This window comes from Pseudomonas sp. GM78, assembly GCF_000282475.1.
In the GTDB taxonomy this organism is placed as follows: domain Bacteria; phylum Pseudomonadota; class Gammaproteobacteria; order Pseudomonadales; family Pseudomonadaceae; genus Aquipseudomonas.
On the sequence record NZ_AKJF01000066.1, the window covers coordinates 17,555 to 28,911 of the forward strand.

Consider the following 11,357-nt stretch of genomic DNA (forward strand, 5'->3'; position numbering starts at 1 on the left):
CTGACGCCGGGGCGTGGCCCGGCGTCGGTTTTTCCATGTCGCTTGTAGTGCTTAGTGCACCAGCATGCCGGTGAACCAGTAGGCCTGGGCCAAAGTGATCAGGCCGACAATCGTTGCAAAGAACAGGCTGTGCTTGAGGGTGAAGCGGAACAGGTCCGATTCCTTGCCCACCAGGCCAGTTGCCGCGCAGGCCACGGCGATCGATTGTGGCGAGATCATCTTGCCGGTCACGCCGCCACTGGTGTTCGCCGCCACCAGCAAGGTGTCGTTGACGCCGATCTGGTGGGCGGTTGTCGCCTGCAACGAACTGAACAGCGCGTTGGACGAAGTATCGGAACCGGTCAGGAACACGCCCAGCCAGCCGAGGAATGGCGAGAAGAACGGAAACGCCGCACCTGTGCCGGCCAGGACCAGGGCCATGGTCGACGACATGCCCGAGTAGTTGGTGACGAACGCGAAGGCCAGCACCATGCCGATGGACAGGATCGGCCAGCGCAGCTCGTAGAAGGTCTCTTTCAAAGTGGTAAGACCAGTTTGGAAGTTGATCTTCAGGACCAGCATCGAGATCAGCGCCGAGAAGAAAATCGCGGTGCCGGTGGCGGAAATCGGGTCAAGCTTGAACACCGCCGGGAGGGCAGTCGGCGCGGCCACGATCGGTGCCACCTTGATCACCATCTGATCCAGATGCGGGATGGCGAAGTTGAACACGAAGCTGTACATCGAGCCGCCAGCGGCAAACATCGCCTTGAACGGCTTGAGTGTCCAGATGGTCACCAGCACGGTCAGGATCAGGAACGGCGACCAAGCCTTGAAAATCTCCCCGAGGCTGTAAGGCGAAGCCACGGTGGTGCGCTTCTGGCCGAAACCACCCACGCTGGCGCTGACCACGGAAGCCGAGACGGCGCCGACGATGTGTTGGCCGGCGGCGCGTTTTGGCTGCCAGACCTTCAGGAACAGGGTCAGGGAAATCAGGCTGGCGAGGGCCGACGTGATGTCTGGCAGTTCCGGGCCGATGAAGTTGGAGGTGAAGTACTGGGTCACGGCGAAGCTCAAGCCGGCGACCAGTGCAGCAGGCCAGGTTTCCCGCACGCCGCGCAGGCCATCCATCATGAACACCAGCCAGAACGGCACGAACAGCGACAGCAGCGGCAGTTGGCGACCGGTCATGGCGCCGATCTTGAAGGCGTCGATGCCGGTCACTTGCCCGGCGACGATGATCGGAATACCCAGGGCACCGAAGGCGACCGGCGCGGTGTTCGCGATCAGGCACAGGCCTGCGGCGTACAGCGGGTTAAAGCCCAGCCCTACCAGCAGCGCGGCGGTAATCGCCACCGGTGCGCCGAAACCGGCCGCGCCTTCGAGGAACGCGCCGAAGCAGAAACCGATCAGCAACACTTGCAGACGCTGGTCGTCGGTGATGGACAGCACCGAGCTGCGGATCACTTCGAACTGGCCACTCTTGACCGTCAATTTGTAGAGGAATACCGCCGCCACGATGATCCAGGCGATCGGCCACAGGCCATAGGCAAAGCCATATCCGGCGGCGGCGAACGCCATGTCGACCGGCATCTTGAACGCAAGGATTGCCACCAGGATCGACAAGGCCAGGGTGATGCTGCCGGCCACGTGTCCTTTGAGGCGGAACACGGCCAGGGCCAGGAAGAAGAACACGATAGGAATGACGGCTGCGAGTGCGGACAGGCCGAGGCTGCCGAGCGGGCTGTAGAGCTGTTGCCAGGTTTGCATATGGGGTGGCCCCTAATTGTTGTTGGTCAATGCACTGATCAGCGTTCTTGGTTAATTGGTAATACCAATTTACAATCGCTGTTGGCTAGGGTAAAAGCCTTGTAGGTGGTGTGTCAATTTGCCGTCCTAAAACTTTTGTCGTAGGCAGGGTTTTGCAGAGGATCTGGCCTGTCCGGGTAATGGTCGTGTGGCAGGTGCCTGCGTCGTATGGATAGGCCAGAATAGAGCCCCGGCGCACCGTCGGGATGGTGGAGAAATCGAGTTATGGGGTTTGATCAGATTCGGCAGCGCCGTTTGTCTGACGATATTGTCGAGCAGCTCGAGGGCATGATTCTCGAGGGCACGCTGAAAGCGGGTGAGCGCTTGCCGGCGGAACGCACGCTGGCCGAACAATTTGGCGTTTCTCGTCCTTCGTTGCGGGAAGCTATTCAGAAACTGACCGCCAGGGGGCTGCTGGTCAGTCGTCAGGGTGGCGGCAATTACGTGGTGGAGTCCCTGGGCACGACGTTCAGCGATCCACTGTTGCATCTGCTGGAAAACAATCCCGAAGCGCAGCGCGACCTGTTGGAGTTTCGCCACACGTTGGAAGCGTCCTGCGCCTATTACGCCGCATTACGCGCCACCGACGTTGACCGTGAGCGATTGACCGCGGCGTTCAATCAATTGCTGGACTGTTATTCGCGTCACGATGAAGTCAGTCGGGCGGAAGAGGGTGCGGCGGATGCAAATTTCCATCTGGCGATCGCCGAAGCCAGTCATAACGCGGTGCTGCTGCACACCATTCGTGGGTTGTTCGACCTGCTCAAGCGCAACGTGGTCACGAACATCGGCGGCATGTACAAGCAGCGCACCGAGACCCGCGACATGCTGATTACGCAGCACCGGGAGTTGTATCAGGCGATTGTCGAAGGCCGTGCGGAACAGGCGCGAGAAGTCTCCAGTCGCCACATCCTGTATGTGCAGGAAGTGCTGGAGGAGGTGCGTCAGGAAGTGCAGCGCGTGGCTCGGGCGGAGCGGCGCAAAGGGATGTAGTCAGTTGGTGATCGTTCCCACGCAGAGCGTGGGAACGATCAGGGCAAGAATTTAATCTTCCTTGCCCTTGTTGCGCACCGCGCGCTGCAACTCGCGGCCGGCGTCGCGTTCGCGCTCGGTATCACGCTTGTCGTATTCCTTCTTGCCCTTGCCCAGGGCAATTTCGCACTTGACCATGTGCTTGCTCCAGTACCAGGACAGGCACACGCAGGCGTAGCCTTTTTGCTGCACGGCAGCGGCGAGCTTTTCCAGCTCCCGCCGGTTGAGCAGCAACTTTCGCGTGCGCACCGGATCGGCGATGACGTGGGTGCTGGCAGTCGTCAGGGGCGTGATGTGGCTGCCAAGCAGCCAGGCTTCGCCATCCTTGAGCAGTACGTAACTGTCAACCAGTTGCAACTTGCTTGCCCGCAGACTTTTTACTTCCCAGCCGGCCAGGACCAGACCAGCCTCGAACCGATGCTCGATGAAGTAATCGTGTCGCGCCTTTTTATTTTGCGCGATGGTCCCTGTTGGGTGTTTCTTCTGTTTAGCCATAGGGGCGGCATTATAGGGAGTTGCGCGCGAGTCGGCTACGGGATTGCTACATGCTTGAGCAGGTTGATTGAATCCCGGACAATGCGGCCTCTTTTTTGAACGCTTGGTCGTAATATCGATGTCGACAGACAAGGTTTCTGTCCACGGCAGTTGGGCTAGCCGCTGGGTCTTCATACTCGCCGCGACCGGTTCGGCCGTGGGCCTGGGTAGTATCTGGAAATTCCCCTACATGGTTGGCGTCTACGGCGGCGGCGCCTTCGTGCTGATGTTCCTGGCCTGTATCGCGTTGATCGGTGTGCCGGTCATGCTCGCCGAAACCCTGATCGGCCGGCGTGCCCGGCAAAGCCCGGCCAATGCCTTGAAGGTGCTGGCGCTGGAAGCTGGGTATTCGGGCAAATGGTCTTGGGGGGCTTTTGCCGGGATGATCACGGCGCTGCTGATCCTGTCTTTCTACAGTGTGGTCGGCGGCTGGTCGCTGGATTACATCATCGACATGGGGCGCGGCGACTTCCAGGGAGCGACGCCCGATCAGGTGGGTGCGTACTTTGGCAAGGTGATCGCCGATCCATGGCGCCTGACACTTTGGCACACGATTTTCATGCTTCTGTCTGCCGTGGTGATCGCCAAGGGCGTGGTCGCGGGGCTTGAGCGCAGCCTGCGCATCATGATGCCGTTGCTGTTCGTGATGGTGCTTGTCCTGCTGGGCTACAGCATGACCACCGGGCATTTCATGGAAGGCGTACATTTCATGTTCGACTTCCATCCGGAAAAAGTCCTCGACGGCTTGCTGCCGGCCATGGGGCACGCCTTCTTTTCGTTGAGCGTCGGGGTCGGTTCGATCATGATCTACGGCGCCTACATGCCCAAGCATTCGTCGATTTCAGGAACCATCGTTGGTGTTGCGCTGCTGGATACCTTTGTGTCCCTGGTGGCGGGTCTGGCATTGTTTCCGATTGTGTTTGCCGGCGGTCTGAACCCGAGCGAAGGTCCTGGCCTGATGTTTGTCAGCCTGCCATTTGCCTTCGGTAACGTAGCGTTTGGCCAGTTGATGGGCGTAGTGTTCTTCGTGTTGGTCGCGATTGCAGCCTGGAGTTCGGCCATTTCCTTGCTCGAACCCATGGTGGCTTACCTGGTCGAGCGCTCGAAAATCAGTCGAGCCTGGGTCACCTTCTGGCTGGCTTTCAGCTGCTGGTTTGTCGGGCTGGGCACTGTGTTTTCCTTCAATATCTGGAAGCAGGCCAAGTTTTTCGTGAACGAAGACGGGCTGTTTCACCTCTATCAATGGGGTGCAGCGGGCGGTCTGGACTTCTTTGGTGTGATCGATTTCTTCACCTCGCGAATCATGTTGCCACTCGGTGGTTTGTGTTTCGTGGTGTTTGCAGGCTGGGTGATGGGCCGGGAAGCGGTGCGCGACGAATTGTCGATCCGTAATCCTGCGTTGTTCACCCTGTCCTTGTTCTTGATGCGCTATGTGGCGCCTATCGGCATTCTCATAGTGTTTGCCGCCCAGCTCTGGAAGTGATGCCGACATGACGACACACATTTCACGTTCGGCCTTGCTGCCGTACCCCGCGCAGGCGCTGTATGACCTGGTCAACGACGTGGCGCGTTATCCGGAATTCCTGCCTTGGTGCTCATCGGCTGAAGTCCTGGAAAGCTCTGACGATCATATGCGTGCGAGCGTTGGCGTGGCCAAGGGTGGGCTCAGCCAGCATTTCGTGACGCGCAACACCTTGGTGCCCGGTCAGTCGATCGAAATGAACCTCGAAGAGGGGCCGTTCACTCAGTTGCATGGCGTGTGGGTGTTCAAGCCGTTGGGTGAGAAGGCCTGCAAGATCAGCCTGGACCTGTCGTTCGATTACGCCGGCCCGATCATTCGCGCGACCTTGGGGCCGTTGTTCAATCAGGCGGCCAATACGCTGGTGGACGCGTTCTGCCAGCGCGCCAAGCAAATGCATGGTTGAGACAATGATAGAGATCGAGGTGGTCTATGCCGCCGTTGATCGTCAGGAACTCCTGATGGTGAGAGTGCCGGCTGGAATCACTGTTCGCGCGGCGTTGCTGAAGTCTGGAATGGGTCAGGTTTTTCCGGAGCTGGACCTGTCACAGTGTCCGGTGGGGATCTTCGGCAAGGTGGTCGTCGATCCCGAAAGTCGTCTGGTTGAACCGGGCGATCGCATCGAGATTTACCGGCCATTGTTGGCGGATCCGAAAGAGGTGCGTCGACTGCGTGCGGCAAAGGCCGCCGAGGCCAAAGCGCGGAATCAGTGAGCCCGGAAAAAAGCCAGGCATTAAAAAACCCGGCCATGCCGGGTTTTTTTACGTCGCAAATTATTGCGGCGAGGTGTCCAGGGGTTCTGGAGTCGGGACTGGCACAGTTTCGACACCGTCCACTTCCTTTTGGATCTGATCGAGCAATGAGCCAGGCTTGACCGGTTTTTCCGGCTTCGGCTGCTCGACCTGCTCTGCCGGCGCGGTGACGGTGGTGCCAGTGTCCTTGCCCAGAATGGCCTCATCGCGGCTCACGCCGGGCATGAAATCGCCAGACAGGCTGACAAGCTGGTCATTTGGGTTGAAGATAACGCTAATGCGTTCCTGTTGGCGTTCACCGCCACCCGGTTGCAGGCTATACAGATAATCCCAGCGATCGGCATGGAACGTATCAGTCAGCAGGGGGTTGCCCATGATAAACCTTACTTGCTTACGGGTCATTCCCGGGCGTAACTGGTCTATCATGTCCTGCGTGACGACATTGCCCTGCTGGATGTCGATTTTGTAAACCCCGGGGAATGAACAACCGGCGAGTGCGAGCAGTCCCACAAAGGTGAAACTGGTTAGCAAGAGCTTGGTGTTTTGCATCGGTGGGCGACTTCCACTATCTTGGCTGGGACAACGTAAACGCCGATCATACCCGCATTAAGAGAAGCTGCGAAGCAGCATCGCGAGAAAGCTGACCATGGTTGAAAATAGCGAACTACGCAAAGCCGGCCTCAAAGTGACCCTGCCACGGGTCAAGATTCTGCAAATGCTCGACTCTGCCGAGCAGCGCCACATGAGTGCCGAGGATGTCTATAAGGCATTGATGGAGGCTGGCGAGGACGTCGGTCTGGCCACGGTTTACCGTGTACTGACCCAGTTCGAGGCAGCTGGACTTGTGGTGCGGCACAACTTCGACGGAGGCCATGCGGTCTTCGAACTGGACGATGGCAAGCATCACGACCATATGGTCAACGTCGAAACCAGCGAAGTGATCGAATTCTTCGACGAAGAAATCGAGCGCCTGCAGAAAGCCATCGTCGACAAGTATGGCTTCGAGATGGTTGATCACAATCTTGTGTTGTACGTGCGCAAGAAAAAGTAAGCATGTCGCGCGAACCCAGGGTTCGCGAAACGAACGAAGGCGACCCCAGGGTCGCCTTCGTGCTTTCTGTCGTGGCTAGATTTTTGCGGTAACGACCATTTTTTTCGCGTGGGCCAGGGATTCCTTGGTGAGATCGATCCCGCCCAGCATCCGCGCTACTTCTTCTACGCGATCGTTCTTGCTCAATTTGGAGACGGCCGTGCGAGTGGCATCTTCGCCGCGTACCTTGTGCACGAACAGGTGCTGATGCCCTTGTGCGGCCACTTGTGGTAGGTGCGTGACCGTCAGGACCTGCCCGCGTTCGCCAAGCCGGCGCAGCAACTGGCCAACGATTTCGGCGGTGGGGCCACCGATGCCTACGTCTACTTCGTCGAACACCAGGGTCGGGACGCGGGACGTTTGCGCGGTGATCACCTGGATCGCCAGGCTGATACGCGACAGTTCACCGCCCGATGCCACCTTCGCCAATGCCTTTAATGGCTGCCCCGGGTTGGCGCTGACCAGCAGTTCTACCTGTTCGAGTCCGTTCGGAAGCAATTCTTTGCTGCTGTTCGGTCGCAGTTCGATGGCAAAGCGCCCGCCGGGCATGCCCAGGCGCTGGATCTCCTGTTCCACCGCGCTGGCCAGGCTGCTGGAGGCTTGGTGGCGCAGGTCGCTCAACTCTCGAGCCTTCTCCTGATAATGACGGGCATAAGACGCCAGCTCATCACTCAGTCGCTCGATGGATTCATCGTTGGCGTTCAGGGTTTCGATTTCATCCAGTAACCGCTGCTGCATCTCGGCGACCTCGGTCGGCTGGATGCGGTGCTTGCGCGCCATGGTGTAGATCGCATCGAGGCGTTCTTCCAGGTATTGAAGGCGCGCCGGGTCTGCGTCGAAGTTATCCAGGAAGCGGTTCAGCTCACCCACGGCTTCTTCAACCTGGATCTGCGCGCTGGTCAGCAAGCTGCTGGCTTCACCGAGCGCGCCAATCGAGTTGTTCACGCTCGACAGGCGATTAAGGCTTGCAGTCAGGGCGTTCAGGACATTTCCGGAATCACTCTCGCTGCATTGTTCGACCACTTGCTGACAGATACCCAGCAAGGTTTCCGCGTTTGTCAGGTTCTTGTGTTCCTGCTCCAACTGTTCCAGCTCGTTGTCGCCAAGGCCAAGGTTTTCCAGCTCTTCAAGCTGATAGCTGAGCAACTGATGGCGAGCGCGCTGCTCATCGCCGGAGTTGGACAGTCGCTCAAGCTCCTGGTGGGTCTGGCGCCAGCGCTGGGCAGCAAGCTGTACCTGGCGGGCAAGGTCCGTGGCGCCAGCGTATTCGTCGAGCAGGCGGCGATGGGTATCGGTCTTGAGCAGGGACTGGTGTTCGTGCTGGCTGTGGATGTCGATCAACAGTTCGCCCAGCGCCTTGAGGTCGCCCAGCGGGCAGGGCGTGCCGTTGATGTAGCCGCGCGAGCGACCTTCGGCGGTGATGACCCGGCGCAGGATGCACGGGCCTTCGTTCTCGAGGTCGCGTTCGGCCAGCCAGGCACCGGCTTCCGGAATATCGGCCAGGTCGAAGGTGGCCAGGATGTCGGCCTTGTCCGCCCCGGGGCGGACCACGCCACTGTCGGCCCGATCGCCAAGGGTCAGGCCCAGGGCGTCGAGCATGATCGACTTGCCGGCGCCGGTTTCCCCTGTGATCACGCTCATGCCTCGATCGAGTTCCAGGTCGAGATGTTCAACGATGGCGTAGTTATGTACGGACAGGTGCACCAGCATAAAGGCCGCTCCCAGGCTTTAGGTCTGGTTATTTATACAGTGTTTTATTTGCGGCTGACAATGCCCCTCGTTAGCTCGATTTGCTTGATCCGACGAAATCCTTAGTACTGAGGGGCATGACAATGCAGCTGTTTTTTGTAGGGTTAATGTTTGGTTGCCCCTTGAAGCCGGATTTTGCGGCCCCATATACCTGGGCAGAAGCGCGAGTCAGGCTCGCGGACGATATTGAAAGGAGAATTCTATGGCTGACGAACAGACAGTGGATACGCAAAATCTAGACGCCGATCAGGCTCCCCAGGCTTCGGGTGATGACCTGGTGGCTCGTGTACAAGTGCTCGAAGAGCAGCTGGCAGGTGCGCAGGATCAGGCTTTGCGTGTAGCCGCCGATCTGCAGAACGTCCGCCGTCGCGCCGAGCAGGATGTAGAAAAGGCTCACAAGTTCGCCCTGGAAAAATTCGCCGGCGACCTGCTGCCGATCATCGACAGCCTGGAGCGAGGCCTGGAGTTGTCCAGCGCGGAAGACGAAAACATCCGTCCAATGCGCGAAGGTATCGAGCTGACCCTGAAAATGTTCCAGGACACCCTGAAGCGTTATCAGCTGGAAACGATCGATCCGCACGGCGAACCGTTCAATGCGGTCAAGCATCAGGCGATGGCCATGCAGGAAAGCGCTGACGTCGAGCCCAACAGCGTGCTCAAGGTGTTCCAGAAGGGCTATGAGCTCAATGGTCGCCTGCTGCGCCCGGCAATGGTCGTGGTCAGCAAGGCGCCGGCAGCTGTTTCGCCTTCGATTGACGAGCAGGCTTGAAATTAGCCGCAAGGCCCCCATTTAGAAGTCAAGCGTTTAAGTGCTACCGCAGTTAGCCACCACTGCTGCGGCAACCAAATCCAAAGTTTCGGGAGAGTGAACATGGGCAAAATTATCGGTATCGACCTGGGGACTACCAACTCCTGCGTCTCCGTGCTGGAAAACGGCACCGCCAAAGTTATTGAAAACGCCGAAGGCGCGCGCACCACGCCGTCGATCATCGCTTACGCCAACGACGGTGAAATCCTGGTTGGCCAGTCGGCCAAGCGTCAGGCGGTGACCAACCCGCACAACACCCTGTACGCGGTAAAGCGTCTGATCGGTCGTCGCTTCGATGAAGAAGTGGTACAGAAAGACATCCAGATGGTCCCTTACAAGATCGTCAAGGCTGACAACAATGACGCCTGGGTTGAAGTGAACGGCCAGAAAATGGCACCGCCACAAATCTCGGCTGAAATCCTGAAGAAAATGAAGAAGACCGCCGAAGACTACCTCGGCGAGCCTGTGACTGAAGCGGTGATCACCGTTCCGGCCTACTTCAACGACAGCCAGCGTCAAGCGACCAAGGACGCCGGCCGCATCGCGGGCCTGGACGTAAAACGTATCATCAACGAACCAACCGCGGCCGCTCTGGCATACGGCATGGACAAGGCCAAGGGCGACCACACCGTGATCGTTTATGACCTGGGTGGTGGTACTTTCGACGTTTCCGTGATCGAAATCGCCGAAGTCGATGGCGAGCACCAGTTCGAAGTGTTGGCCACCAACGGCGACACCTTCCTGGGTGGTGAGGACTTCGACATTCGTCTGATCGACTACCTCGTCGACGAGTTCAAGAAAGAAAGCGGCATGAACCTCAAGGGTGATCCGCTGGCGATGCAGCGCCTGAAAGAAGCCGCTGAAAAAGCCAAGATCGAGCTGTCGTCCGCTCAGTCGACCGACGTGAACCTGCCGTACATCACTGCAGACGCCACCGGTCCTAAGCACCTGAACGTGAAAATCTCCCGCGCCAAGCTGGAAGCGCTGGTGGAAGACCTGGTTCAACGCACCATCGAGCCTTGCCGCATCGCCATGAAAGATGCCGGTATCGATGTCGCCAAGATCAATGACGTGATCCTGGTTGGCGGTCAGACCCGTATGCCGCTGGTTCAGAAGCTGGTGACCGAGTTCTTCGGTAAAGAGCCTCGCAAGGACGTGAACCCGGACGAAGCCGTTGCCGTAGGTGCTGCGATCCAGGGTGCCGTTCTGGCCGGTGACGTGAAAGACGTTCTGCTGCTGGACGTCAGCCCGCTGACCCTGGGTATCGAAACCATGGGTGGCGTGATGACCGCGCTGATCGAGAAAAACACCACGATTCCTACCAAGAAATCGCAAGTGTTCTCGACTGCCGATGACAACCAGGGCGCCGTGACCATTCACGTGCTGCAAGGTGAGCGTAAGCAGGCTGCACAGAACAAGTCCCTGGGCAAGTTCGACCTGGCCGAGATTCCACCAGCACCACGTGGCGTGCCACAAATCGAAGTGACTTTCGACATCGACGCCAACGGCATCCTGCACGTAGGCGCCAAGGACAAGGCCACCGGCAAGACTCAGTCGATCGTGATCAAGGCCAACTCCGGTCTGTCCGACGAAGAGATCGAGCGCATGGTGCGTGATGCCGAGGCCAACGCCGAGGAAGACCGCAAGTTCGAAGAGCTGGCCGCTGCCCGCAACCAAGGCGATGCACTGGTTCACTCGACGCGCAAAATGGTCGCTGACGCTGGCGACAAGGTAAGCGCTGAAGAGAAGACTGCGATCGAAGCTGCCGTGGTTGCCCTGGAGGCCGCTGTAAAAGGCGACGACAAGGCTGCTATCGAAGCCAAGGTTGAAGAGCTGTCGAAGGTCTCTGCTCCAGTGGCGCAGAAGATGTACGCCGAACAGGCTCAGCCTGCTGAAGGCGCGGCACCGCACGACGACAAGGCGGAAAAGGCTGACGACGTTGTCGACGCTGAGTTCGAAGAAGTAAAAGACCACAAGTAAGTTGTTGGTCGGCCGGTTGACTGCCTTGCGGCGGTGACTGGTAGGATGTCGCCGCGCGGGAGCTTGCTCCCGCGTTGGCGTGTCTGGAGTTAGCGAATTTTTACAGCA

General features: G+C 58.7%; 11 protein-coding genes. 7 read left to right on the forward strand and 4 right to left on the reverse strand.

Annotated features, from left to right (window positions below; genetic code table 11):
- Positions 1-51 precede the first annotated feature (51 nt).
- On the reverse strand, positions 52-1,746 hold the full coding sequence (locus tag PMI35_RS22185; protein ID WP_008057380.1) for a lactate permease LctP family transporter: 1,695 nt from the start codon (positions 1,744-1,746) through the stop codon (positions 52-54).
- 264 nt (positions 1,747-2,010) lie between these two features.
- On the opposite strand from PMI35_RS22185, the gene PMI35_RS22180 reads away from it, so the two are divergent.
- Positions 2,011-2,778, forward strand: coding sequence for an FCD domain-containing protein (locus tag PMI35_RS22180; RefSeq protein ID WP_008057381.1), 768 nt, complete (start codon positions 2,011-2,013; stop codon positions 2,776-2,778).
- A gap of 51 nt (positions 2,779-2,829) precedes the next feature.
- Here the strand turns inward: PMI35_RS22180 and smpB are convergent, their stop codons facing one another.
- Positions 2,830-3,312 carry an SsrA-binding protein SmpB gene (gene smpB, locus PMI35_RS22175; protein ID WP_008057382.1) on the reverse strand — a complete coding sequence of 161 codons (483 nt, stop codon included), beginning with the start codon at positions 3,310-3,312 and terminating at the stop codon, positions 2,830-2,832.
- Positions 3,313-3,430: 118 nt separating this feature from the next.
- Here smpB and PMI35_RS22170 point away from each other — a divergent pair, with 118 nt between their 5' ends.
- From PMI35_RS22170 to PMI35_RS22160, 3 genes are read left to right on the forward strand one after another with little or no spacing between them, the layout of a single operon-like run.
- On the forward strand, positions 3,431-4,834 hold the full coding sequence (locus tag PMI35_RS22170) for a sodium-dependent transporter (protein WP_008057383.1): 1,404 nt from the start codon (positions 3,431-3,433) through the stop codon (positions 4,832-4,834).
- 7 nt (positions 4,835-4,841) lie between these two features.
- Positions 4,842-5,276: a type II toxin-antitoxin system RatA family toxin gene (locus PMI35_RS22165; protein ID WP_008057384.1), complete on the forward strand. Its 435-nt coding sequence runs from the start codon at positions 4,842-4,844 to the stop codon at positions 5,274-5,276.
- A complete protein-coding gene (locus PMI35_RS22160) occupies positions 5,269-5,583 on the forward strand; it encodes an RnfH family protein (protein ID WP_032831475.1) in 315 nt (104 codons plus the stop codon). Before PMI35_RS22165 ends, PMI35_RS22160 begins: the two co-directional genes overlap by 8 nt.
- 60 nt (positions 5,584-5,643) lie before the next feature.
- Here PMI35_RS22160 and PMI35_RS22155 read toward each other — a convergent pair whose 3' ends face one another.
- A complete protein-coding gene (locus PMI35_RS22155) occupies positions 5,644-6,171 on the reverse strand; it encodes an outer membrane protein assembly factor BamE (protein WP_008057387.1) in 528 nt (175 codons plus the stop codon).
- Positions 6,172-6,268: 97 nt separating this feature from the next.
- Between PMI35_RS22155 and fur the strand changes: the two genes are divergently transcribed.
- The gene (gene fur, locus PMI35_RS22150) at positions 6,269-6,673 is read left to right on the forward strand and encodes a ferric iron uptake transcriptional regulator (RefSeq protein WP_003197684.1); all 405 of its coding nucleotides are present in this window, start codon (positions 6,269-6,271) and stop codon (positions 6,671-6,673) included.
- 75 nt (positions 6,674-6,748) lie between these two features.
- Here fur and recN read toward each other — a convergent pair whose 3' ends face one another.
- Positions 6,749-8,422, reverse strand: coding sequence for a DNA repair protein RecN (recN, locus tag PMI35_RS22145; RefSeq protein WP_008057389.1), 1,674 nt, complete (start codon positions 8,420-8,422; stop codon positions 6,749-6,751).
- A 241-nt stretch (positions 8,423-8,663) separates the two neighbouring features.
- On the opposite strand from recN, the gene grpE reads away from it, so the two are divergent.
- Together grpE and dnaK are read left to right on the forward strand one after the other, a co-directional pair.
- Complete coding sequence (gene grpE, locus PMI35_RS22140) at positions 8,664-9,230, forward strand: nucleotide exchange factor GrpE (protein ID WP_008057392.1); 567 nt, start codon at positions 8,664-8,666, stop codon at positions 9,228-9,230.
- Positions 9,231-9,332: 102 nt separating this feature from the next.
- Complete coding sequence (gene dnaK / locus PMI35_RS22135; protein WP_008057394.1) at positions 9,333-11,249, forward strand: molecular chaperone DnaK; 1,917 nt, start codon at positions 9,333-9,335, stop codon at positions 11,247-11,249.
- Positions 11,250-11,357 lie beyond the last annotated feature (108 nt).

Bases quoted from the DNA above. Each gene is read 5' to 3' on its own strand.
- PMI35_RS22170 (WP_008057383.1), top strand. From the start codon at position 3,431: ATGTCGACAGACAAGGTTTCTGTCCACGGCAGTTGGGCTAGCCGCTGG.
- PMI35_RS22160 (WP_032831475.1), top strand. From the start codon at position 5,269: ATGGTTGAGACAATGATAGAGATCGAGGTGGTCTATGCCGCCGTTGAT.
- PMI35_RS22155 (WP_008057387.1), bottom strand. From the start codon at position 6,171: ATGCAAAACACCAAGCTCTTGCTAACCAGTTTCACCTTTGTGGGACTG.
- smpB (WP_008057382.1), bottom strand. From the start codon at position 3,312: ATGGCTAAACAGAAGAAACACCCAACAGGGACCATCGCGCAAAATAAA.
- fur (WP_003197684.1), top strand. From the start codon at position 6,269: ATGGTTGAAAATAGCGAACTACGCAAAGCCGGCCTCAAAGTGACCCTG.
- grpE (WP_008057392.1), top strand. From the start codon at position 8,664: ATGGCTGACGAACAGACAGTGGATACGCAAAATCTAGACGCCGATCAG.
- PMI35_RS22185 (WP_008057380.1), bottom strand. From the start codon at position 1,746: ATGCAAACCTGGCAACAGCTCTACAGCCCGCTCGGCAGCCTCGGCCTG.
- PMI35_RS22180 (WP_008057381.1), top strand. From the start codon at position 2,011: ATGGGGTTTGATCAGATTCGGCAGCGCCGTTTGTCTGACGATATTGTC.
- dnaK (WP_008057394.1), top strand. From the start codon at position 9,333: ATGGGCAAAATTATCGGTATCGACCTGGGGACTACCAACTCCTGCGTC.
- PMI35_RS22165 (WP_008057384.1), top strand. From the start codon at position 4,842: ATGACGACACACATTTCACGTTCGGCCTTGCTGCCGTACCCCGCGCAG.
- recN (WP_008057389.1), bottom strand. From the start codon at position 8,422: ATGCTGGTGCACCTGTCCGTACATAACTACGCCATCGTTGAACATCTC.